Genomic DNA, 23453 nt, shown 5'->3' with positions numbered 1-23453 from the left:
AGCTTGCTACTAGACAAACTAGCAAGTTTTATTGAAATAAAATAAGACTCTGAAAGGAAGAGCACATGGCACACGAAAATGTCATTGAGATGCGTGATATTACCAAGGTGTTTGGTGAATTTGTTGCCAACGACAAAATCAACCTGCACCTACGAAAAGGTGAAATTCATGCACTTTTAGGAGAAAATGGGGCTGGTAAGTCCACGCTCATGAACATGTTAGCAGGCCTTCTTGAACCAACCGGTGGTGAAATTGCGGTCAACGGTCAAGTTGTCAACCTCGACTCACCATCTAAAGCAGCTAGCTTGGGAATCGGAATGGTTCACCAGCACTTTATGTTGGTAGAAGCCTTCACAGTGGCTGAAAACATCATTTTAGGTAGTGAATTGACTAAAAATGGTGTGCTAGATATTGCTGGAGCTAGCAAAGAAATCAAGGCTCTTTCTGAACGTTATGGCTTAGCTGTTGACCCTTCTGCCAAGGTGGCAGACATCTCAGTTGGAGCCCAACAACGTGTAGAAATTTTAAAAACCCTTTATCGGGGGGCTGATATCCTTATCTTTGACGAACCAACGGCCGTTTTGACTCCATCAGAAATTGATGAGTTGATGGCTATTATGAAAAATCTTGTCAAAGAAGGGAAATCAATTATCTTGATTACCCACAAGTTGGACGAGATTCGCGCAGTTTCTGACCGCGTTACAGTTATCCGTCGTGGGAAATCAATTGAAACAGTCGAAATTGCAGGAGCTACCAATGCTGATTTGGCAGAAATGATGGTAGGACGTTCCGTTTCCTTTAAAACAGAGAAACAAGCCTCTCAACCAAAAGAAGTGGTCTTGTCTATTAAAGACTTGGTGGTAAATGAAAACCGCGGTGTCCCAGCTGTTAAAAATCTGTCCTTGGATGTTCGTGCTGGAGAGATTGTTGGGATTGCGGGGATTGATGGAAATGGTCAGTCTGAACTGATTCAAGCCATTACAGGTCTTCGCAAGGTTGAATCTGGTAGCATTGAGTTAAAAGGAGATTCAATTGTAGGCTTGCATCCACGACAAATTACAGAGTTGAGTGTGGGGCATGTTCCAGAAGACCGTCACCGTGATGGTTTGATTTTAGAGATGATGATCTCTGAAAATATTGCCCTTCAAACCTACTACAAAGAACCACATAGTAAAAATGGAATTTTGAACTATTCAAATATTACTTCTTATGCTAAAAAGCTAATGGAAGAATTTGATGTTCGTGCTGCCAGTGAATTTGTTCCTGCAGCTGCACTCTCAGGAGGAAATCAACAAAAAGCAATTATTGCTCGTGAAATTGATCGAGATCCTGATCTCCTTATCGTCAGCCAGCCAACTCGTGGGTTGGATGTCGGTGCTATTGAATATATCCACAAACGCTTGATTGAAGAGCGTGATAATGGCAAGGCTGTTCTAGTTGTCAGCTTTGAATTGGATGAGATTTTAAACGTCTCAGACCGTATTGCCGTTATCCACGATGGTAAGATTCAAGGTATTGTATCACCAGAAACAACCAATAAACAAGAACTTGGTGTCTTGATGGCTGGTGGAAACTTGGGAAAGGAGAAGAGTGATGTCTAAAAAATTACAACAAATTTCGGTTCCCTTGATTTCTGTATTCCTAGGAATTTTACTCGGAGCCATTGTCATGTGGATCTTCGGTTATGATGCTATTTGGGGCTACGAAGAATTGTTCTATACAGCCTTTGGTAGTCTGCGTGGGATTGGGGAGATCTTCCGTGCTATGGGACCTCTGGTCTTGATTGGTCTTGGTTTTGCCGTTGCCAGTCGTGCAGGTTTCTTTAACGTCGGGCTTCCTGGTCAGGCTTTGGCAGGTTGGATTCTCAGTGGTTGGTTTGCCCTGTCGCATCCAGATATGCCACGTCCCTTGATGATTCTAGCAACCATCGTGATTGCCTTGATTGCTGGTGGGATTGTCGGAGCGATTCCAGGTATTCTGAGAGCTTATCTAGGGACATCAGAGGTTATCGTAACCATCATGATGAACTACATTGTCTTGTATGTAGGAAATGCCTTTATCCATGCCTTTCCTAAAGACTTCATGCAAAGTACAGATTCGACGATTCGTGTCGGAGCTAATGCAACTTACCAGACACCTTGGTTGGCTGAGTTGACTGGTAATTCGCGGATGAATATCGGTATTTTCTTTGCTCTCATTGCCGTTGCAGTCATTTGGTTCATGCTCAAGAAAACGACTCTTGGTTTTGAAATCCGTGCGGTTGGTCTTAATCCACATGCTTCAGAATATGCTGGTATTTCTGCAAAACGGACTATTATCCTATCAATGATTATTTCAGGTGCTTTGGCAGGTCTTGGTGGAGCTGTTGAAGGACTTGGAACCTTCCAGAACGTCTATGTTCAAGGTGCGTCATTGGCTGTCGGATTTAACGGGATGGCGGTTAGTCTGCTTGCGGCCAACTCACCAGTTGGTATTCTCTTTGCAGCCTTCCTATTTGGTATTCTCCAAGTTGGAGCCCCTGGTATGAATGCGGCGCAGGTACCGTCTGAGCTTGTCAGCATTGTAACAGCGTCTATTATCTTCTTTGTCAGTGTTCATTACCTTATCGAACGCTTTGTCAAACCGAAAAAACAAGTTAAAGGAGGTAAGTAAAGATGTCTATTACAACCTTGCTCACCCTCTTGGTGTCTTCTATGCTGATTTACTCAGCACCCCTCATCTTTACAAGTATTGGCGGTGTTTTCTCTGAACGTGGTGGTGTGGTAAACGTCGGCCTTGAAGGAATTATGGTTATGGGTGCCTTTTCTGGAGTTGTCTTTAACCTTGAATTTGCAGAACAATTTGGAGCAGCAACTCCATGGCTATCCTTGCTTGTAGCAGGATTGGTTGGTGGTGTCTTCTCTATCATCCACGCAGCGGCGACGGTTCATTTCCGTGCAGACCATGTTGTCAGCGGTACGGTATTGAACTTGATGGCGCCTGCCTTGGCTGTTTTCTTAGTGAAAGTTCTTTATAACAAAGGACAAACCGACAACCTAAGTCAAACTTTTGGACGCTTTGACTTCCCAGTCTTGGCAAATATCCCAGTGATTGGTGATATCTTCTTCAAGTCAACTAGTCTACTTGGTTATCTAGCGATTGCCTTCTCGTTCCTTGCTTGGTTTATCCTCTTCAAGACTCGATTTGGTCTTCGTCTCCGCTCTGTCGGTGAACACCCTCAAGCAGCGGACACTTTGGGAATCAATGTATACAAAATGAGATATTTAGGGGTTATTATTTCAGGTTTTCTAGGTGGAATTGGCGGAGCGATTTATGCTCAATCCATCTCAGTTAACTTCTCGGTAACAACTATTGTTGGACCTGGATTTATTGCTCTTGCTGCGATGATCTTCGGAAAATGGAATCCAATCGGAGCCATGCTATCTAGTCTCTTCTTTGGACTTTCACAAAGTTTGGCTGTTATCGGATCTCAATTGCCATTCCTACAAGGAGTGCCTGCGGTTTATCTTCAAATCGCACCTTATGTTTTGACCATTCTTGTCTTGGCAGCCTTCTTTGGAAAAGCAGTTGCACCAAAAGCAGATGGTATCAACTATATCAAATCAAAATAAGCATACAAAAAAAACGTCAGTACAGTTCAAACTGGCGTTTATTTTTTAGAATTTTGATGGGTTAAGTTTAATCCCCAAGGGACAAGATTTTCAGTCTTATTCTGGATACGTGTGATATTATCCTTATGCCGAATGATAATCAAACTAGCCAGTGCTAGGATAATAGCGATGAATAGAGGATCATAATTGCTCAGGATAAAACCAAAAAGTGGAAAGAGTAGAACTCCGATGACAGCCGCGATAGATGCTGTGACACTAGATAGTGAAATCATACTACCAAGATAGAGGGTTCCAAAGAAAACAACTGCAAGGTAGAGACAGAAGACAGGTGCAAATCCGAAAATCACTCCCGCACTGGTTGCGACAGCCTTGCCACCCTTAAATCCTGCAAAGATAGGGAAGGTATGGCCAATAACAGCCAAAAGTCCAAAGATGAGAGGCGAAACACCTTGCAGATGAAAAATAATCGGAAGAAGGGTTGCTAGGGTTCCTTTGAAAAAGTCAATCACAAAGGTTGCCATTCCCGCTTTTTTTCCTAAAATACGGAAGGTATTGGTCGTTCCAGTATTTCCAGAACCATGCTCTCGCAGATTGATTTGAAAGAATACTTGTCCAATCCAGAGACCAGACGGAATCGAACCCAGCAGATAGGCTAGGATTAATAAAACTATTGTAATCATACTCCTATTATATCATGAAATGAAGAAGAAAGGCAGAGAATCTCTTCTGAAATTGTCACACCGGAGAAAGAAAAATTTTGCAAAATCCTTGGAAAACCTGTAGAATAGTAAAGATGAACGAATAGGAGGTTCCTTGTGTCAAAAAAGGAAATCAATATTAATAATTATAATGATGATGCCATTCAGGTGCTAGAAGGGTTGGATGCGGTCCGTAAACGTCCGGGGATGTATATCGGATCGACTGATGGGGCTGGACTCCATCATCTTGTCTGGGAAATCGTCGACAATGCAGTCGATGAGGCCTTGTCTGGATTTGGTGATCGTATCGATGTGACCATCAATAAAGATGGGAGTTTGACTGTGCAAGACCACGGACGTGGGATGCCGACAGGTATGCACGCTATGGGAATCCCAACAGTTGAGGTTATCTTTACTATTCTTCACGCCGGAGGAAAATTCGGTCAAGGAGGATATAAAACTTCTGGTGGTCTCCACGGGGTTGGATCTTCCGTTGTAAACGCCCTATCAAGCTGGTTGGAAGTTGAAATTACTCGTGATGGTGCAGTTTACAAGCAACGTTTTGAAAATGGTGGCAAACCTGTTACGACTTTGAAGAAAATCGGTACAGCGCATAAGTCTAAGACAGGTACCAAGGTTACGTTTATGCCTGATTCGACTATCTTTTCTACGACAGACTTCAAGTACAATACCATTTCAGAGCGCCTCAATGAATCAGCTTTTCTCTTAAAAAATGTGACCTTATCTCTGACGGACAAACGAACAGATGAAGCGATTGAATTCCACTATGAGAATGGGGTACAAGACTTTGTTTCTTATTTGAACGAAGACAAGGAAACCTTGACGCCAGTCCTTTACTTTGAAGGGGAAGACAATGGTTTCCAAGTGGAAGTAGCTCTCCAGTACAATGATGGATTTTCAGATAACATTCTATCCTTTGTCAATAACGTTCGCACCAAAGATGGTGGTACGCACGAGACAGGACTCAAGTCTGCCATTACCAAGGTTATGAACGACTACGCGCGTAAGACAGGCCTCCTCAAGGAAAAAGATAAAAACCTTGAAGGGTCAGACTATCGTGAGGGGCTAGCGGCTGTCCTCTCTATTCTAGTTCCTGAAGAACATTTGCAGTTTGAGGGTCAGACCAAGGACAAACTAGGAAGTCCACTAGCTCGCCCGGTTGTGGATGGAATTGTGGCAGATAAGTTGACCTTCTTCCTTATGGAAAATGGTGAATTGGCTTCTAACCTTATCCGCAAGGCTATCAAGGCGCGTGATGCTCGCGAAGCGGCACGAAAAGCACGTGATGAGAGCCGAAATGGTAAGAAAAACAAGAAAGACAAGGGCTTGTTGTCGGGTAAATTAACACCAGCCCAGTCTAAGAATCCAGCTAAGAACGAGCTCTATCTAGTCGAGGGGGATTCTGCCGGTGGTTCTGCCAAACAAGGTCGTGACCGCAAGTTCCAGGCTATCTTGCCTCTTCGTGGTAAGGTTATCAATACAGCCAAGGCCAAGATGGCGGATATCCTCAAAAATGAAGAGATCAATACCATGATTTATACTATCGGTGCGGGTGTGGGAGCAGATTTCTCCATTGAAGATGCCAACTATGACAAGATCATTATCATGACCGATGCGGATACCGACGGTGCCCATATCCAGACCTTGCTCTTGACCTTTTTCTATCGTTACATGCGTCCCCTAGTTGAGGCAGGACATGTTTATATCGCCCTTCCACCTCTTTACAAGATGTCCAAAGGCAAAGGCAAGAAAGAAGAAGTAGCCTACGCATGGACAGACGGAGAACTTGAAGAACTCCGCAAGCAGTTCGGTAAAGGCGCAACACTCCAACGCTATAAAGGTCTTGGTGAGATGAATGCAGACCAACTCTGGGAAACAACCATGAATCCAGAAACCCGCACTCTTATCCGTGTCACAATCGAAGACCTAGCCCGCGCAGAACGCCGTGTCAATGTCCTCATGGGCGACAAGGTCGAACCACGCCGCAAGTGGATTGAAGATAATGTCAAATTTACGCTGGAAGAAGCGACAGTGTTTTAAGAAGAAACTGTTTGCATAAGAAGATATGGCTTACCAATTTTAAACTAAAGAATTTAGAAAATAAATATCCACATAATAAGGAGTAGTTTATGGATTTTACCGTTCAACCTATAAAAATAAGCGATTTATTATCGAAAAAAACTTATTTAATTCCTAGATACCAAAGAGAGTATTCGTGGAATAGCAAGGAATTGATAGATTTCTGGAATGATATATTAGGTCAATTAACTGAACAAGAAGGAGATATTAAGACAAGTGAGTATTTTTTTGGTACAATCATTTTGATAGGTGATATGATACAACCTAATAAACCAATAGAAATCGTTGATGGTCAACAAAGAATGACAACTTTTACGATCTTTTTATCGGCTTTGTCTGCGTCATTTTTAGATATCAGAGAAACATTGGCTAATAAGGTTTGGGACTATGTGATTGCTGAAAATGATGATGGGGAAGAATTTGTTATTTTAAAAAACGATACAGCAGGAAGTTATTTTGCGGATAAGATACAAAAAAGATTATATGTAAATGATAATGGGAAATTCCAAGATTATTATAAGAATTATCAGCATATTCTTAATCGGGAGAAGAATGAAGATGATCTGACTGATGAGGAACGTTGTATAAAATACGCCTATGAATTTTTTATTGAGAAACTTAGAGAGAATAATTTAAAGGATATATTAGAAAAATATAATCTTTCGCATGAAGAGTTATTGAAGCTATTACGAGATCAACTATTAAATAGTCAAGTCATATATATTTCTTCACAGCAGGAAGAAAGTGTCAATGTTATTTTTGAAAATATAAATTCTAAAGGTAAGAGTTTGTCTTCTTTAGATATGATAAAAAATGAAATTTTTTCTGTAGAGGATAAGATCGTTCCCAAAGATGATGCTAGAGAAACTTGGAAAAATATAACAGATAATTTATCTAAATTTAAAGGACCAATTTCAAAAGAGAAATTTTATAGATATTACTGGATTTCAAGAAATTCAAATAGTACAGAATCAGAATTATATAAAAATTTCAAGAAAAAAATTAATAAAAATGACTACCTAGAGTTTTTACAACAACTTGAAAAATCTTCTGAATTATATGTAAAAGTTTTTAATAAAGACGAAGATTTGTTTAAAAAACATAACTGGTCTGATAAAGATATTAAAAGATTCAATTATTCAATTACTTGTTTGACCGACTACTTCTCTATACAACAATCCCAGTTACTTATTCTTGTACTATGTGAAAGATATAATGTGATTGATCCTAAGAAGCCCAAAATAAAGAAGAAGATTTTAATTGGTTTTATAAAAAGTTTAGAAAACTTTCACTATTTGTATAATGCAATTACTTCAAGTCCAAATAATAAATTAGAAACACGGTATGCCAATACTGCAAGAAAAATCTATAAAGCCAGTAATGAAGAGTTACCAAAAATTCTGGAAGATTTTAAAAAGGAATTATTTGCTTTATTGCCATCAAGGGAGAAATTTGTGGATAATTTTGGTAAGTTGTCTTATCAAAAAGAAACGAGATCTAAAAAGGATAAGAAATCAAACCTTATAACAAAATATTCATTGCGGAGATTTGAAGAAATCGTAGGGGGAAATGAAAGTTTACTGGGATATTCAATAGAACATATTATTCCTGAATCAAAAGATAATCCAGATAAAGTAAATAACATTGGGAATATGATCTTGTTGGAAGAACATCTAAATAATCTCGCCGATGATAAATCAGTTAAGGAGAAAGAGGTTATCTATAAAAATAGTCTGTATAGCAATGTTAAGCTATTTTTAGATACTTTTAAAAAGGATGGTGTTATTCAATTTAATGAAGATGACTTTGCTCAAAGGCGAAAGTACATGGCTGAGTTTTTATACGATCATATTTCTAATGAACTAAAGTAATAGATGATGTAATACATAATTATATGCATGTCAATAAACTAACTGATTAAAAATCACCTGACTAAAAACTTGCTAGCGGTTTATTTTCAAAAAAACGGCTGGCAGAAAAAGGTCAGCTTGGAGGGATTGGCGCAAATTTATCAACAAGAAAGAAGGTAGCCGTGGTTTTAGATAATAAATGGGGATAACCAGTAGCGCGAAACTGGCACGCAAGGAGGAGCGCCTGACTAAGGTCAGAGTCAAGCAACTCTTTGGGAGTGGGCAGTTGTTTGCCTTTGAGGTCGGCACCTTTGTTGGCTTGTCGGCTATCCACGCCCAGCTTTTTGGCGACATCTACGATTTCGCTGTACACATTCGCGACGTCAATATCGGCAAGGACGATTTTTAGTTTGCGCCCCGCATGTTTTTGGAGCAATCGCTGCGCTACATTAACAAGCTCCCTCAGAGAATTTTGACCAGATTGTCGATAAATACGCGGATATGAACATTGCTCATCCTTTCCGAGAGGGGAATGGACGAGCCATGCGGATTTGGCTAGATTGTATGCTGCGTCAGAAGCTGGGTAAAGTGGTAGATTGGAACGCCATTGATAAGGATGAATACCTGAATGCCATGAAGCGTAGTGCAGTGTCGACTGGAGAACTCAAGTATCTCCTCTTGAATAATCAAACTGATGACCTCACTCAGGCCCGTTTCTTTAAAGGTGTGGATGCTTCATATTATTACGAAGGGTAGACAAGGGATTTATGAAGTTCAAGTAAAGGTGACGATCATCTTTTGTAGGTAAACAATCGCTAAAACTATTGGAGGTGCTGGATTGATTACGTTATTAATGATGCCTTTTTTCCTTGTTCTCTTGGCCATTTTTGGAATTATATATGATTTAATGACCAATAAAGGTAGAAAAGAGTGTGCTCGCACAGTATCCTTGTTTATATTGAACATCCTCACTATTGGTATCTGTTTATTAGATCTACCAATGGAAAGTAAACCATACTCAGGAATAGGGTTTATCTTATTATATGCACTTGCCTTCACACCTTTGATGATTGTTTTCTCACTATATACCCTCTATCGGATTGGAAAACATTATAGGTATTTTAAGAGTAAGTTTGCTATAACACTCCTATTCAATGCTATTTTACTTTTCCTTCTTTCATTAGTAAATACTTTTGTATTATGGAGAAGCTTTCAAATATATCATAGAAACGATATGAATTTGTTTTATTTTATTTTAATCGTTTTGGGGATTTGTTCAACTGTCCAATTGATAGTAGGAGAACTTGAGATGAAAAGAATACGAGGCATCCAAAAACAAGAGGAGCAAGACGGCAATGAAAAATAATTCTATAAAAGATATGTGCAGACAACATAGAAGTGAAGCGCAAATGCTAAGATTAATTTTACAAACCGCAAAAAGTCTAAAAGTCGAGGCTGTCGCTATGTCCGGTTCACGAACTGATGCAAAAGCTCCAAAAGATGAATTTCAAGACTATGATGTGGTCTATATTGTGGATGATTTTGATAATCTGACGAGTGACCTTTCTTGGTTGAATCAGTTTGGGAAACGCATTATTGAGCAAGAAGTCAGTCTTGGTAATCGTTGTCTTTATCTCATGCTTTTTGAAGATGGCAATCGTATCGATTTAAGTCTTTGCCCTAAAGAATACATTCAAGAATGGGTGGACAGTGAAGCAGGATTCACTGTTTTAGAAGATCCAGAAAATTTATTTGAACCTTATTTCCCAAATCCAGAGCGTTACTGGATAATCTCAGCTACTGAAATGGATTTTAAAAATTCCTGCAATGAATTTTGGTGGGTGTCAGCTTACGTGGTTAAAGGAATCTGTCGCCATCAAGTCATCTATGCGACGGACCATCTCTATGGAATCTGCCAACAAGAATTGCTCAAGCTTTTAGCTTGGCAAGTGGCAGCAGATAAGGGAATGGTCGATGTTGGCAAGAACTACAAGTACCTCTTTCAGTATTTGCCTGCTGAGAAAGAGAAAGAATTTACAGCCTTGCTTGACTTTTTTGACCAGAAAAGCCTCACCAAGTCTCTTTTGGCTACCATGAACTTTTTCCATAAAGAAGCGCAGGCCTTCTCTCTCAAAACCGGCTTCCAATATGACAAAGTAACTGCTGAGAAGATGATTGAGTATGCTAAGGAGAGACTAGAAACAAATGAAATATTTACAAAATAATAAGATAACAAAATTTTTACTGATTAGTTTTCTCATTTCTTGGGGATTTGGTTGGGGATTGCTCGCTTTTCTGACGCAAATGAGCCTCTTAAGTCTAACAAGTCCACTAGGAGTTTTTCTCCATTTACTAGGAGGTTTCGGTCCAACCATTGCAGCCATTTCTTGTTTGCCTCAAAAATCCATTAAAAGCATAGTCTCTTTTATCTTAGGGGACTCAAAGAAATATATTTTGTTATTTCTTTTACTAATTTTCGTGCAGACAGGTGTCATTGCTTTCTCCTCTAAGGAGCTTAATACGGCTTTTCCACTAGAAAATTTGTTAGTTGTTTTTTTGAGTGCAGTCTGTGTTTATGGTGGCGAAGAAGAATTGGGATGGCGAGGGATCTTGCAACCAACTTTGGAAACTAGATTCTCCTTTTGGATTTCCGGTTTGATAACAGGTTGTATTTGGGCAATATGGCATGTACCTTTATGGTTTGTGATTGGAAGTTCCCAAAGTGGGATGCCTTTTATATTATTCAGTCTATTTGCAATTCATCTCAGTATTCTTCTAGCAGCTGTTTTCAAAAAGACTAAGTCGGTCCTTTTTTGCGCCATTTTTCACGGCCTAATTAATACCCTACTTAGCTTATTTGTTATTAAAATTAATCTTTTATTCATTCTAGGATTAGTAGGATTGCTCTTCTTTTCTCACTACCTACAAAGAAACAGTTAAATTTATAAAATATAGATTTACTTTACAATAAAACACTAAAAAGAGAATTATTATGTCTAACATTCAAAATATGTCCTTGGAGGACATCATGGGAGAGCGCTTTGGTCGCTACTCCAAATACATTATTCAAGACCGGGCTTTGCCAGACATTCGTGATGGCTTGAAGCCGGTTCAGCGCCGCATTCTTTATTCGATGAATAAGGATGGCAATACCTTTGACAAGAGCTACCGCAAGTCGGCCAAGTCTGTCGGTAACATCATGGGGAATTTCCACCCACACGGTGACAGTTCTATCTATGATGCCATGGTTCGTATGTCGCAGGACTGGAAAAACCGTGAGATTCTAGTTGAAATGCACGGTAATAACGGTTCTATGGACGGTGATCCGCCTGCGGCAATGCGTTATACCGAGGCACGTTTGTCTGAAATTGCTGGCTATCTTCTTCAGGATATCGAGAAAAAGACCGTTCCTTTTGCCTGGAACTTTGACGATACCGAGAAAGAACCTACTGTTTTACCTGCAGCCTTTCCAAACCTCTTGGTCAATGGTTCGACTGGGATTTCAGCTGGATATGCTACGGACATTCCACCTCATAATTTGGCCGAAGTTATCGATGCGGCGGTTTACATGATTGACCATCCAACGGCCAAAGTTGAAAAACTCATGGAATTCTTGCCTGGGCCAGATTTCCCTACAGGAGCTATCATCCAAGGTCGTGATGAAATCAAGAAGGCCTATGAAACTGGGAAAGGGCGCGTTGTTGTTCGTTCCAAGACTGAGATTGAAAAGCTAAAAGGCGGTAAGGAACAAATCGTTATTACTGAGATTCCTTATGAAATCAACAAGGCTAATCTAGTCAAGAAAATCGATGATGTTCGTGTTAATAACAAGGTAGCTGGGATTGCTGAGGTTCGTGATGAGTCTGACCGTGACGGTCTTCGTATCGCGATTGAGCTCAAGAAAGACGCGAATACGGAGCTTGTTCTCAACTATCTATTCAAATATACTGACCTACAAATCAATTATAACTTTAATATGGTGGCGATTGAAAATTTCACGCCTCGTCAGGTTGGGATCGTTCCAATCTTGTCTAGCTATATTGCCCACCGTCGTGAAGTAATTTTGGCGCGTTCACGCTTTGACAAGGAAAAGGCTGAGAAACGCCTCCATATCGTTGAAGGTTTGATTCGCGTGATTTCGATTTTGGACGAAGTCATTGCTCTTATCCGTGCTTCTGAGAATAAGGCGGACGCCAAGGAAAACCTCAAGGTTAGCTATGATTTTACAGAAGAGCAGGCTGAGGCTATCGTAACCTTGCAACTGTATCGTTTGACCAATACCGATGTGGTTGTCTTGCAGGAAGAAGAAGCAGAACTTCGTGAAAAGATTGCCATGCTGGCGGCTATTATCGGTGATGAGCGGACTATGTACAATCTCATGAAGAAAGAACTTCGTGAGGTTAAGAAGAAGTTTGCGACTCCGCGTTTGAGTAGCTTAGAAGACACTGCGAAAGTAATCGAGATTGATACAGCTAGTCTGATCGCCGAGGAAGATACCTACGTCAGCGTGACCAAGGCAGGTTACATCAAGCGTACCAGTCCACGTTCCTTTGCGGCATCCACTCTGGAAGAAATTGGCAAACGTGATGATGACCGTTTGATCTTTGTACAAGTTGCCAAGACAACGCAGCATCTTTTGATGTTCACGACTCTTGGAAATGTCATTTATCGACCAATCCATGAATTGGCAGATATTCGCTGGAAGGATATCGGTGAGCATCTGAGCCAAACCATCACAAACTTTGAAACTAACGAAGAAATCCTTTATGTGGAAGTAGTGGATCAGTTTGATGATGCGACAACCTACTTTGCGGCGACTCGTTTCGGTCAAATCAAGCGTGTAGAACGCAAAGAATTCTCTCCATGGCGAACCTACAAGTCTAAGTCTGTCAAGTATGCTAAGCTCAAATACGATACAGACCAGATTGTAGCAGTGGCTCCGATTAAACTAGATGATGTTCTTTTGATTAGCCAAAATGGTTACGCCCTTCGTTTCAATATCGAAGAGGTACCAGTTGTCGGTGCTAAGGCTGCAGGTGTCAAGGCTATGAATTTGAAAGAAGATGATGTCCTCCAATCTGCCTTTATCTGTAACACCTCATCCTTCTATCTCTTGACCCAACGTGGTAGTTTAAAACGTGTTTCTATTGAGGAAATTCCAGCAACCAGCCGTGCCAAACGTGGGTTACAAGTCTTGCGTGAGCTAAAAAATAAACCGCATCGTGTCTTCTTAGCAGGAGCAGTTGCAGAGCAAGGATTTATTGGTGAGCTATTTAGTACTGAAGTGGAAGAAAATGACCAAACGCTACTTGTTCAATCCAACAAAGGAACAATCTATGAAAGCCGATTGCAAGACTTGAACTTGTCAGAACGCACTAGCAACGGAAGCTTCATTTCTGATACGATTTCAGATGAAGAAGTTTTTGACGCTTATTTTAAAGAAGTATTTACAGAAGCAAAATAAGTGAAATGAAGAATCAGTTTTAAGAGCTGGTTCTTTTTTATTGAAGAAATTTTCTGAAAATTACAAAATATACTTGCTATTTTATAAAAATAGTGTAGAATAAAAGAAATAGGTTTTTAGAATAAGGAGTGGGATATGACAGTAACGATTGATTGGGAAAACCTTGGTTTCTCCTATATGAAATTACCTTATCGCTATATTGCTCATTTTAAAAATGGACAATGGGATCAAGGAGAGTTGACAGAGGATGCAACCTTGCATATTTCAGAGTCTTCTCCAAGTCTTCACTATGGTCAACAAGCATTTGAAGGTTTGAAAGCTTATCGTACTAAGGATGGCAGTATTCAACTGTTCCGTCCTGATGAAAATGCCAAACGTCTGCAACGTACATGTGACCGTCTCTTGATGCCACAAGTTCCGACAGAAATGTTTGTAGAAGCTTGTAAGACAGTTGTTCGTGCGAATGAAGAATACGTACCACCATACGGAACAGGTGGAACCCTATATCTTCGCCCTCTTTTGATTGGTGTCGGAGATATTATTGGGGTTAAACCAGCAGAGGAATACATTTTCGCCATCTTTGCTATGCCAGTTGGAAATTACTTTAAGGGTGGTTTGGTTCCAACCAACTTCTTGATTCAGGATGAATACGACCGTGCTGCTCCAAATGGTACAGGTGCGGCTAAGGTTGGTGGGAACTATGCTGCCAGTCTCTTACCAGGGAAATTGGCCAAGTCACGTCATTTCTCAGATGTTATCTATCTAGACCCATCAACTCATACAAAGATTGAAGAAGTCGGATCAGCTAACTTCTTTGGAATTACTGCTGATAATGAATTTGTAACACCATTGAGTCCATCTATCTTGCCATCTATTACCAAGTACTCTTTGCTTTATTTGGCAGAACACCGCTTGGGCTTGACTCCTATTGAGGGGGATGTCCCGATTGATAACCTTGACCGTTTTGTAGAGGCAGGTGCCTGTGGTACAGCAGCGGTTATTTCTCCAATTGGAGGTATTCAACACGGTGATGATTTCCATGTTTTCTATAGTGAAACAGAAGTAGGTCCTGTGACTCGTAAACTCTATGATGAATTGACAGGAATTCAGTTTGGCGATATTGAAGCGCCAGAAGGTTGGATTGTAAAAGTAGATTAAAATTAACTAAAGGAGATTTTTTATGAAATCGAAAAAGTGGCTCTTAACAGCAGGAGTAGTCCTGAGCACAACAGCTCTTTTAGTGGCTTGTGGAAAAGCTGATAAAGAAGCAGATGCACCGACAACATTTTCATATGTCTATGCAGTAGATCCAGCGTCTTTGGACTATAGTGTAGCGACTCGTACATCTACAACAGATGTCATCGGGAATGTGGTTGATGGATTGATGGAAAATGACCAATACGGAAATGTTATTCCTTCCTTGGCTGAAGATTGGTCTGTGTCCAAAGATGGTTTGACTTATACCTATAAACTTCGTAAAGGAGTTAAATGGTACACTTCTGAGGGTGAAGAATATGCAGAAGTAACAGCCCATGACTTTGTAACAGGACTAAAACACGTAGCTGACGGTAAGTCAGACGGTGTCTCTCTCATCCAAAATTCAATCAAGGGCTTGGATGCCTACATGACTGGTGAGACTAATGATTTCTCTACAGTTGGTATCAAGGCTTTGGACGATTACACAGTTGAATATACCCTAAACAAACCAGAAAGCTTCTGGAACTCTAAAGTCACCACAGCAACGATGTTGCCTGTAAATGAAGAGTTTTTGAAGGCATCAGGTAAAGATTATGGAGCAGTTACTCCAGCAGGAATTCTCTACAATGGTCCTTATATCTTGAAGACCTTGACGTCTAAATCGTTGATCGAATATGAGAAAAATCCAAATTACTGGGATAAAGAAAAGGTAAAAATCGAAAAGATTAAATTGACTTACTACGATGGTTCTGATCAGGAATCGTTGATTCGTAGCTTCTCTTCTGGTGCCTATACGACAGCCCGTCTCTTCCCAAGTAGCTCAAACTTTGCTTCTACTTTGGAACAATACGGAGATAAAATCACTTATAGCCCACAGGACTCAAGTAGTTATTACTTCACCTTTAACGTAAATCGTCAGTCATATAATAAAACTGCGAAAACAAGTGAAGAACAAAAGACTTCTACAAAAGAAGCTATGCTTAATAAGGACTTCCGTCAGGCTATCAACTTTGCCTTCAACCGCCATTCTTATGCTGCCCAGCTAAATGGTGAAGACGGTGCGGACAAGATTATTCGTAACAGTCTCGTTCCAGATAACTTTGTGCAAGCAGGTGGTAAAAACTTTGGTCAAATCGCTCAAGCAGAGTTGGTGAACTATGGTGACCAATGGAAAGGTGTTGAGCTAGTTGACGGTAAGGATTCTATCTACAACCCTGACAAGGCTAAAGTTGCGTTCGAAAAAGCTAAGAAAGACTTGGAATCTAAAGGGGTAACTTTCCCAATTCACTTGGATGTCCCAGTTGAACAAACAGATACCATCGCCGTTCAACAAAGCAACTCTTTCAAACAGTCTATCGAATCAACTCTTGGTGCTGAAAATGTTGTCATCGATGTTCTTCAAATGACAGATAATGAAAAGGAAACAATCACTTCTCAAGCGCGTGTTCCTTCTCAAAAAGACTATGATTTGAACAGTACAGGATGGGCTCCAAGCTATCAAGACCCAGCATCTTACTTGAATATCATGGATCCTAAATCAGGTTCTGCTATGAAACACCTTGGTATTATTAAAGGGAAAGATAAGGATGTCGTAGCGAAACTTGGTTTGGACCAATATAAGAAATTATTGGATGATGCAGATTCAGAAACTACAAATCTTGAAGAACGCTATGAAAAATATGCCAAGGCTCAAGCTTGGTTGACAGATAGTTCATTATTGATGCCGACAGCCTCATCTGGTGGTTCTCCAGTTGTAAGTAATGTCGTGCCATTCTCAAAACCATACTCACAAGTTGGTATTAAAGGTGACCCATATATCTTTAAAGGAATGAAATTGCAAAAAGATATTGTTACAACAAAAGAATATGAAGAAGCACTGAAAAAATGGCAAAAAGAAAAATTGGAATCAAATGGTAAGTACCAAAAAGAACTAGAAAAACACATTAAATAAAGCATAAAACTCTATATCAGACAAGCCTGATATAGAGTTTTTTCTTGCTAGTTTTAGGATTTTCTTGTAAAATAGAAAAAGTGAAGAGAGGTATGAAATGAGTAAGAAAGATAAAAAAATTGAAATTCAAGTAGCAGATGCCAAGGTTAATGTAGGAAAAGACAGTTTTGAAGGCTATACCTTGACCATTGGTAAAAAAGTTATCGGAGAAATTGCCGAATTAGATGGACAATTTGCCATTATAAAGAATGGGAATGTCGATAGTTTTTATAAAAAATTGGAAAAAGCTGTGGAAATTTTGATTGAAAATTATAATTTAGCAAAATAAGTCTTGTTTTTTTGAAATTTTCATGATATAATGGTCCATGTTGATTGTAGGAGAGATAGCGAAGAGGCTAAACGCGGCGGACTGTAAATCCGCTCCTTCGGGTTCGGGGGTTCGAATCCCTCTCTCTCCATTTCATCAATGGGGTATAGCCAAGCGGTAAGGCAAGGGACTTTGACTCCCTCATGCGTTGGTTCGAATCCAGCTACCCCAGTTCTTAGGTAATAATCAAGATAAAAATCAAAATATCTTAGGGTATTTTATTTTTATAATTGAAAGACGTGAACGATATGAACATGTCCTTGCGGGTGCTTAGGAAAAAAATTATAAGTATGTCAAGTTTAAGAAGAACTTGATTGTTGGAGGATTTTTTAGATGAACGAATTTGAAGATTTGCTAAATAGCGTTAGCCAAGTTGAGACTGGTGATGTTGTTAGTGCTGAAGTATTGACAGTTGATGCGACTCAAGCTAACGTTGCAATCTCTGGAACTGGTGTTGAAGGTGTCTTGACTCTTCGCGAATTGACAAATGATCGCGATGCAGATATCAATGACTTTGTTAAAGTAGGAGAAGTATTGGATGTTCTTGTACTTCGTCAAGTAGTTGGTAAAGATACTGATACAGTTACATACCTTGTATCTAAAAAACGCCTTGAAGCTCGCAAAGCATGGGACAAACTTGTTGGTCGCGAAGAAGAAGTTGTTACGGTTAAAGGAACTCGTGCCGTTAAAGGTGGACTTTCAGTAGAATTTGAAGGTGTTCGTGGATTTATCCCAGCTTCAATGTTGGATACTCGTTTCGTACGTAACACTGAGCGTTTTGTAGGTCAAGAATTTGATGCTAAAATCAAAGAAGTTGACGCTAAAGAAAACCGCTTCATCCTTTCACGTCGTGAAGTTGTTGAAGCAGCTACAGCAGCAGCTCGCGCTGAAGTATTCGGTAAATTGGCTGTTGGTGATGTAGTAACTGGTAAAGTTGCACGTATCACAAGCTTTGGTGCTTTCATCGACCTTGGTGGTGTTGACGGATTGGTTCACTTGACTGAATTGTCACATGAACGTAACGTATCACCAAAATCAGTTGTAACTGTTGGTGAAGAAATTGAAGTGAAAATCCTTGATCTTAACGAAGAAGAAGGACGTGTATCACTTTCACTTAAAGCAACAACACCTGGACCATGGGATGGCGTTGAGCAAAAATTGGCTAAAGGTGATGTAGTAGAAGGAACAGTTAAACGTTTGACTGACTTCGGTGCATTTGTTGAAGTATTGCCAGGTATCGATGGACTTGTTCACGTATCACAAATTTCACACAAACGTATTGAAAATCCAAAAGAAGCTCTTAAAGTTGGTCAAGAAGTTCAAGTTAAAGTTCTTGAAGTTAACGCAGATGCAGAGCGCGTATCACTTTCTATCAAAGCTCTTGAAGAGCGTCCAGCTCAAGAAGAAGGACAAAAAGAAGAAAAACGTGCTGCTCGTCCACGTCGTCCAAAACGTCAAGAAAAACGTGATTTCGAACTTCCAGAAACACAAACAGGATTCTCAATGGCTGACTTGTTCGGTGATATCGAACTTTAATCAAATTGAAAATTCATAAAATCCTTTGTTTACTTAACAAGGGATTTTTCTTTTGTCTGTAAGTCTTTTTTGATATAATAGTTCTATGTTAGAATCAGAAAAACAATCACGTTATCAAATGTTAAATGAGGAGCTCTCTTTTTTATTGGATGGTGAAACCAATGTCTTGGCTAATCTTTCCAACGCCAGTGCTCTTCTAAAATCACGCTTTCCTAATACCGTATTTTCAGGCTTTTATCTGTTCGATGGAAAGGAATTGGTTTTAGGTCCCTTCCAAGGAGGTGTTTCCTGCATTCGTATTGCACTGGGAAAAGGTGTTTGTGGTGAGGCAGCTCATTTTCAGGAAACTGTTCTGGTTGGTGATGTAACAACTTATCCCAACTATATTTCTTGTGATAGTAGCGCTAAAAGTGAAATTGTTGTTCCGATGGTTAAGAATGGTCAATTACTTGGAGTTCTGGATCTTGATTCTTCAGAGATTGATGATTATGATGCTATGGATCGAGATTATTTGGAACAATTTGTCGCTATTTTGCTTGAAAAGACAGAATGGGACTTTACAATGTTTAAGGAGAAAGCCTAATGTATCAAGCACTTTATCGAAAATATAGAAGTCAAAACTTCTCCCAGTTGGTTGGACAGGAAGTTGTGGCTAAGACTCTTAAACAAGCAGTAGAGCAAGAGAAAATAAGTCATGCCTATCTTTTTTCTGGTCCACGTGGAACGGGAAAAACCAGTGTAGCCAAGATTTTTGCCAAAGCTATGAACTGTCCAAATCAAGTGGGTGGTGAACCTTGTAATAACTGCTATATTTGTCAAGCAGTGACAGATGGTAGTTTAGAAGATGTCATTGAAATGGATGCTGCCTCTAATAACGGGGTGGATGAAATCCGTGAAATTCGTGATAAATCTACCTATGCGCCTAGCCTTGCCCGCTATAAGGTCTATATCATAGATGAGGTTCACATGCTGTCTATAGGGGCTTTTAATGCCCTCCTAAAAACGCTGGAAGAGCCAACACAGAATGTAGTCTTTATTTTGGCCACTACTGAATTGCACAAGATTCCTGCCACTATTCTATCCCGTGTGCAACGTTTTGAATTTAAATCGATTAAGACACAGGATATTAAGGAACATATCCGCTATATCTTAGAAAAAGAAAATATCAGTTCTGAACCAGAGGCTGTGGAAATCATTGCCAGACGGGCTGAAGGTGGAATGCGAGATGCCTTGTCTATTTTGGATCAAGCCTTGAGTTTGACACAGGGAAACGAGCTGACGACTGCCATCTCTGAAGAAATTACTGGTACCATTAGTCTATCAGCCTTGGATAATTATGTGGCTGCCTTATCTCAACAGGATGTTCCCAAGGCTTTGTCTTGCTTGAATCTTCTTTTTGACAATGGTAAGAGTATGACTCGTTTTGTGACGGATCTTTTGCACTATTTAAGAGACTTGTTAATTGTCCAAACAGGTGGAGAAAACACTCATCATAGTCCAGTCTTTGTAGAGAATTTGTCATTTCCTCAAGAAAATTTGTTTGAAATGATTCGCTTGGCGACAGTGAGTTTAGGGGATATTAAGTCTAGTTTGCAGCCCAAGATTTATGCTGAGATGATGACCATCCGTTTGGCGGAGATTAAGCCTGAAGCAGCTCTTTCTGGGGCAGTTGAACATGAAATTGATTCGCTGAGACAGGAAGTTGCCCGTCTCAAACAAGAACTCGCAAATGTGGGAACTGTACCCAAGCCAACCAGTCCAGCTCCAAGTCGCCCAGCAGCGGGCAAGACAATCTATCGTGTGGATCGCAATAAAGTTCAATCAATCCTACAAGAGGCCGTTGAAAATCCTGATTTAGCACGTCAGAATCTGATTCGCTTGCAGAATGCCTGGGGAGAGGTAATTGAAAGTCTTGGAGGTCCTGATAAGGCTCTGCTAGTTGGTTCTCAACCGGTTGCGGCCAATGAACACCATGCTATTCTTGCCTTTGAATCTAACTTCAATGCTGGTCAAACCATGAAACGAGACAATCTCAACACAATGTTTGGTAACATCCTCAGTCAGGCAGCAGGTTTTTCACCCGAAATTTTAGCCATTTCCATGGAGGAATGGAAAGAAGTTCGCGCAGCCTTTTCAGCCAAAGCCAAATCTTCTCAAACTGAAAAAGAAGCAGAAGAAAGCCTGATTCCAGAAGGATTTGAATTTTTAGCTGATAAAGTGAAGGTAGAGGAAGACTAAAGAAAGATTTCATGATACAATAAGTTTATGAATAGACAACAATTTATTATCATAGCGCTGTTTACAGCTGCTGAGACCTATTTTTTCAATGAAGCTTGGATGACTGGTCGTTATATTATGGCAGCCTTTTGGGCCATTTTGCTCTTTAGAAATTTCCGAGTTAGTTACTTGATGGGTAAGATTGTAGACGTCATTGACCAGCATTTAAAAGGAAAAGACTAGTCCTCAGCTTCTAGACAAAATCAAAGCCTTTTAGGCTTTTTTTTGTTATACTATAAAAGTATATTTATTGACCTTTTACCGTATTTTCTAGGGAAATCAAGTATGTTTCCAGTAAGAACTGTAAAGGTTTTGAAAAAGAAAGGAACTATCATGTCAGTATTAGAGATCAAAGATCTTCACGTTGAGATTGAAGGAAAAGAAATTTTAAAAGGGGTTAATCTGACCCTGAAAACAGGAGAAATCGCCGCTATCATGGGACCAAATGGTACTGGTAAATCGACTCTTTCTGCCGCTATCATGGGAAATCCAAACTATGAAGTTACCAAAGGTGAAGTCTTGTTTGATGGCGTAAACATCCTTGAGTTGGAAGTGGACGAGCGTGCGCGTATGGGACTTTTCCTTGCTATGCAATACCCATCAGAAATTCCTGGTATTACTAACGCTGAGTTTCTTCGTGCAGCCATGAATGCTGGTAAAGAAGATGATGAAAAAATTTCAGTTCGTGAGTTTATCACTAAATTGGATGAGAAGATGGAATTACTCAACATGAAAGAAGAAATGGCTGAGCGTTACCTCAACGAAGGTTTCTCTGGTGGTGAGAAAAAACGCAATGAGATTCTTCAACTTTTGATGTTGGAACCAACTTTTGCCCTTTTGGACGAGATTGACTCTGGTCTTGATATTGATGCCCTTAAAGTTGTTTCTAAAGGTGTTAATGCTATGCGTGGTGAAGGATTTGGTGCTATGATTATCACTCACTACCAACGTCTTTTGAACTATATCACACCAGATGTGGTACACGTTATGATGGAAGGTCGTGTTGTTCTTTCTGGTGGCCCAGAATTGGCTGCGCGTTTGGAACGTGAAGGATACGCAAAACTAGCTGAAGAACTTGGCTACGACTACAAGGAAGAATTGTAATTCCCTCGTATCTTTTAGGAGAAGTAAATGACTAAAGAAAATATTAAACTTTTTTCAGAAATGCATGCTGAACCAAGCTGGTTGGCTGACCTCCGTCAAAAAGCTTTTGACAAGATTGAGACTTTGGAATTACCAGTTATTGAGCGTGTCAAATTCCACCGTTGGAATCTGGGTGATGGAACGATTACAGAAAGTGAGCCATCAGCAAATGTTCCTGACTTCACAGCTTTAGATAATCATTTAAAGTTGGTGCAAGTTGGAACTCAAACTGTTTTTGAGCAAATTCCAGTTGAGTTGGCTGAACAGGGTGTCGTCTTTACAGACTTCCACTCAGCTTTAGAAGAAATTCCAGAGCTTATTGAGGAATTATTCATGTCATCTGTTAAGTATGACGATGACAAGTTGGCAGCCTACCATACAGCTTATTTCAACAGTGGTGCTGTTCTCTACATTCCTGATAATGTTGAAATTAAGGAACCAATCGAAGGAATTTTCTATCAAGACAGCGATAACGATGTGCCGTTTAACAAGCATATTATGATTATCGCTGGTAAAAATTCTAAGATTAGTTATCTGGAACGTTTAGAGTCACGCGGTGAAGGAAGTGCCAAAGCAACTGCTAATATCACAGTAGAAGTAATTGCACGTTCTGGAGCTCAAGTGAAGTTTGCTGCTATCGACCGTCTAGGTGAAAACGTCACTGCTTACATTAGCCGTCGTGGTAAATTAGGCAACGATGCAAGCATTGACTGGGCAATCGGTGTCATGAACGAAGGGAATGTAGTTGCTGATTTTGATAGTGACTTGATTGGTAACGGTAGCCATGCGGACCTTAAAGTCGTAGCTCTTTCAAGTGGCCGTCAGGTACAAGGGATTGATACCCGAGTAACTAACTATGGTTGCAACTCAATCGGAAATATCCTTCAACATGGGGTTATTCTTGAAAAAGCAACTTTAACTTTCAATGGTATTGGCCACATTATCAAGGGTGCCAAGGGAGCAGATGCGCAACAAGAGAGCCGTGTTCTCATGCTTTCAGACCAAGCGCGTTCAGATGCCAATCCAATTCTTTTGATTGATGAAAATGACGTAACTGCAGGACACGCGGCTTCTATCGGTCAGGTAGATCCAGAAGATATGTATTACCTCATGAGCCGTGGCTTGGATAAGTCAACTGCAGAACGTTTGGTTGTCCGCGGTTTCCTTGGATCTGTTATTGTTGAGATACCAGTCAAAGAAGTTCGTGATGAAATGATTGCAACTATCGAAGAAAAATTGTCAAAACGCTAAGGGGTAGC

General features: G+C 40.1%; 19 protein-coding genes, 2 tRNA genes and 1 pseudogene. 21 read left to right on the top strand and 1 reads right to left on the bottom strand.

Annotated features, from left to right (window positions below; translation table 11 throughout):
- Positions 1–65: 65 nt before the first annotated feature.
- Genes RN80_RS07435 through RN80_RS07425 form a run of 3 tightly spaced genes read left to right on the top strand, consistent with a single transcriptional unit; the run spans position 66 to position 3611 of the window.
- Positions 66–1601 carry an ABC transporter ATP-binding protein gene (locus RN80_RS07435; protein ID WP_060628505.1) on the top strand — a complete coding sequence of 512 codons (1536 nt, stop codon included), beginning with the start codon at positions 66–68 and terminating at the stop codon, positions 1599–1601.
- A complete protein-coding gene (locus RN80_RS07430) occupies positions 1594–2652 on the top strand; it encodes an ABC transporter permease (protein ID WP_060628504.1) in 1059 nt (352 codons plus the stop codon). The genes RN80_RS07435 and RN80_RS07430 overlap by 8 nt, the downstream gene beginning before the upstream one ends.
- Before the next feature lie 2 nt (positions 2653–2654).
- Positions 2655–3611, top strand: a complete 957-nt coding sequence (locus RN80_RS07425) for an ABC transporter permease (protein WP_020902936.1) — start codon at positions 2655–2657, stop codon at positions 3609–3611.
- A gap of 38 nt (positions 3612–3649) precedes the next feature.
- Here RN80_RS07425 and plsY read toward each other — a convergent pair whose 3' ends face one another.
- Positions 3650–4291 (bottom strand): glycerol-3-phosphate 1-O-acyltransferase PlsY, encoded by a 642-nt coding sequence (gene plsY, locus RN80_RS07420; protein ID WP_049513679.1) that lies wholly within the window; start codon positions 4289–4291, stop codon positions 3650–3652.
- Between the two features lie 135 nt (positions 4292–4426).
- Between plsY and parE the strand changes: the two genes are divergently transcribed.
- From parE to sufD, 18 genes and pseudogenes are all read left to right on the top strand, one after another.
- A complete protein-coding gene (parE, locus tag RN80_RS07415; protein ID WP_060628503.1) occupies positions 4427–6370 on the top strand; it encodes a DNA topoisomerase IV subunit B in 1944 nt (647 codons plus the stop codon).
- Between the two features lie 89 nt (positions 6371–6459).
- Entirely contained in the window at positions 6460–8280 is a 1821-nt protein-coding gene (locus RN80_RS07410; RefSeq protein ID WP_060628502.1) for a DUF262 domain-containing protein, read from the top strand.
- Between the two features lie 161 nt (positions 8281–8441).
- Positions 8442–9015: pseudogene (fic, locus tag RN80_RS09980) on the top strand (protein adenylyltransferase Fic).
- A gap of 97 nt (positions 9016–9112) precedes the next feature.
- Positions 9113–9625, top strand: a complete 513-nt coding sequence (locus RN80_RS07395) for a hypothetical protein (RefSeq protein WP_049496459.1) — start codon at positions 9113–9115, stop codon at positions 9623–9625.
- On the top strand, positions 9615–10484 hold the full coding sequence (locus RN80_RS07390; protein ID WP_060628501.1) for an aminoglycoside 6-adenylyltransferase: 870 nt from the start codon (positions 9615–9617) through the stop codon (positions 10482–10484). The genes RN80_RS07395 and RN80_RS07390 overlap by 11 nt, the downstream gene beginning before the upstream one ends.
- On the top strand, positions 10465–11199 hold the full coding sequence (locus RN80_RS07385) for a CPBP family intramembrane glutamic endopeptidase (RefSeq protein WP_060628500.1): 735 nt from the start codon (positions 10465–10467) through the stop codon (positions 11197–11199). The genes RN80_RS07390 and RN80_RS07385 overlap by 20 nt, the downstream gene beginning before the upstream one ends.
- 52 nt (positions 11200–11251) lie before the next feature.
- Positions 11252–13723 carry a DNA topoisomerase IV subunit A gene (gene parC / locus RN80_RS07380; RefSeq protein ID WP_080998524.1) on the top strand — a complete coding sequence of 824 codons (2472 nt, stop codon included), beginning with the start codon at positions 11252–11254 and terminating at the stop codon, positions 13721–13723.
- Between the two features lie 135 nt (positions 13724–13858).
- A complete protein-coding gene (locus tag RN80_RS07375; protein WP_060628499.1) occupies positions 13859–14881 on the top strand; it encodes a branched-chain amino acid aminotransferase in 1023 nt (340 codons plus the stop codon).
- Positions 14882–14903: 22 nt separating this feature from the next.
- Positions 14904–16871, top strand: coding sequence for a peptide ABC transporter substrate-binding protein (locus tag RN80_RS07370; RefSeq protein WP_060628498.1), 1968 nt, complete (start codon positions 14904–14906; stop codon positions 16869–16871).
- A 97-nt stretch (positions 16872–16968) separates the two neighbouring features.
- Positions 16969–17199 (top strand): DUF2969 domain-containing protein, encoded by a 231-nt coding sequence (locus RN80_RS07365; RefSeq protein WP_000037113.1) that lies wholly within the window; start codon positions 16969–16971, stop codon positions 17197–17199.
- A 49-nt stretch (positions 17200–17248) separates the two neighbouring features.
- Positions 17249–17329, top strand: a tRNA-Tyr gene (locus tag RN80_RS07360).
- Between the two features lie 9 nt (positions 17330–17338).
- Positions 17339–17410, top strand: a tRNA-Gln gene (locus RN80_RS07355).
- A gap of 161 nt (positions 17411–17571) precedes the next feature.
- The gene (rpsA, locus tag RN80_RS07350) at positions 17572–18774 is read left to right on the top strand and encodes a 30S ribosomal protein S1 (RefSeq protein ID WP_001001631.1); all 1203 of its coding nucleotides are present in this window, start codon (positions 17572–17574) and stop codon (positions 18772–18774) included.
- A gap of 85 nt (positions 18775–18859) precedes the next feature.
- Positions 18860–19357 carry a GAF domain-containing protein gene (locus RN80_RS07345; RefSeq protein WP_060628497.1) on the top strand — a complete coding sequence of 166 codons (498 nt, stop codon included), beginning with the start codon at positions 18860–18862 and terminating at the stop codon, positions 19355–19357.
- Positions 19357–21012, top strand: a complete 1656-nt coding sequence (gene dnaX, locus RN80_RS07340; RefSeq protein WP_060628496.1) for a DNA polymerase III subunit gamma/tau — start codon at positions 19357–19359, stop codon at positions 21010–21012. Before RN80_RS07345 ends, dnaX begins: the two co-directional genes overlap by 1 nt.
- A gap of 27 nt (positions 21013–21039) precedes the next feature.
- Positions 21040–21234: a DUF3272 domain-containing protein gene (locus tag RN80_RS07335; RefSeq protein ID WP_001081602.1), complete on the top strand. Its 195-nt coding sequence runs from the start codon at positions 21040–21042 to the stop codon at positions 21232–21234.
- 150 nt (positions 21235–21384) lie between these two features.
- Entirely contained in the window at positions 21385–22155 is a 771-nt protein-coding gene (gene sufC / locus RN80_RS07330; protein WP_000114489.1) for a Fe-S cluster assembly ATPase SufC, read from the top strand.
- A gap of 27 nt (positions 22156–22182) precedes the next feature.
- On the top strand, positions 22183–23445 hold the full coding sequence (sufD, locus tag RN80_RS07325) for a Fe-S cluster assembly protein SufD (RefSeq protein WP_049532180.1): 1263 nt from the start codon (positions 22183–22185) through the stop codon (positions 23443–23445).
- The last annotated feature ends 8 nt before the right edge of the window (positions 23446–23453 follow it).

Origin of the sequence: Streptococcus mitis (genome assembly GCF_001281025.1) — a bacterium.
Lineage (GTDB): Bacteria > Bacillota > Bacilli > Lactobacillales > Streptococcaceae > Streptococcus > Streptococcus mitis_AK.
The sequence above is the reverse complement of the archived record's forward strand: the minus strand, read 5'-3'. Positions and strand labels throughout refer to the sequence as shown.

Bases quoted from the DNA above. Each gene is read 5' to 3' on its own strand.
- RN80_RS07390 (WP_060628501.1), top strand. From the start codon at position 9,615: ATGAAAAATAATTCTATAAAAGATATGTGCAGACAACATAGAAGTGAA.
- RN80_RS07375 (WP_060628499.1), top strand. From the start codon at position 13,859: ATGACAGTAACGATTGATTGGGAAAACCTTGGTTTCTCCTATATGAAA.
- RN80_RS07385 (WP_060628500.1), top strand. From the start codon at position 10,465: ATGAAATATTTACAAAATAATAAGATAACAAAATTTTTACTGATTAGT.
- parC (WP_080998524.1), top strand. From the start codon at position 11,252: ATGTCTAACATTCAAAATATGTCCTTGGAGGACATCATGGGAGAGCGC.
- RN80_RS07430 (WP_060628504.1), top strand. From the start codon at position 1,594: ATGTCTAAAAAATTACAACAAATTTCGGTTCCCTTGATTTCTGTATTC.
- RN80_RS07370 (WP_060628498.1), top strand. From the start codon at position 14,904: ATGAAATCGAAAAAGTGGCTCTTAACAGCAGGAGTAGTCCTGAGCACA.
- RN80_RS07365 (WP_000037113.1), top strand. From the start codon at position 16,969: ATGAGTAAGAAAGATAAAAAAATTGAAATTCAAGTAGCAGATGCCAAG.
- RN80_RS07425 (WP_020902936.1), top strand. From the start codon at position 2,655: ATGTCTATTACAACCTTGCTCACCCTCTTGGTGTCTTCTATGCTGATT.
- RN80_RS07395 (WP_049496459.1), top strand. From the start codon at position 9,113: ATGATGCCTTTTTTCCTTGTTCTCTTGGCCATTTTTGGAATTATATAT.
- plsY (WP_049513679.1), bottom strand. From the start codon at position 4,291: ATGATTACAATAGTTTTATTAATCCTAGCCTATCTGCTGGGTTCGATT.
- RN80_RS07435 (WP_060628505.1), top strand. From the start codon at position 66: ATGGCACACGAAAATGTCATTGAGATGCGTGATATTACCAAGGTGTTT.
- rpsA (WP_001001631.1), top strand. From the start codon at position 17,572: ATGAACGAATTTGAAGATTTGCTAAATAGCGTTAGCCAAGTTGAGACT.
- RN80_RS07345 (WP_060628497.1), top strand. From the start codon at position 18,860: ATGTTAGAATCAGAAAAACAATCACGTTATCAAATGTTAAATGAGGAG.
- RN80_RS07335 (WP_001081602.1), top strand. From the start codon at position 21,040: ATGAATAGACAACAATTTATTATCATAGCGCTGTTTACAGCTGCTGAG.
- RN80_RS07410 (WP_060628502.1), top strand. From the start codon at position 6,460: ATGGATTTTACCGTTCAACCTATAAAAATAAGCGATTTATTATCGAAA.
- sufD (WP_049532180.1), top strand. From the start codon at position 22,183: ATGACTAAAGAAAATATTAAACTTTTTTCAGAAATGCATGCTGAACCA.
- dnaX (WP_060628496.1), top strand. From the start codon at position 19,357: ATGTATCAAGCACTTTATCGAAAATATAGAAGTCAAAACTTCTCCCAG.
- sufC (WP_000114489.1), top strand. From the start codon at position 21,385: ATGTCAGTATTAGAGATCAAAGATCTTCACGTTGAGATTGAAGGAAAA.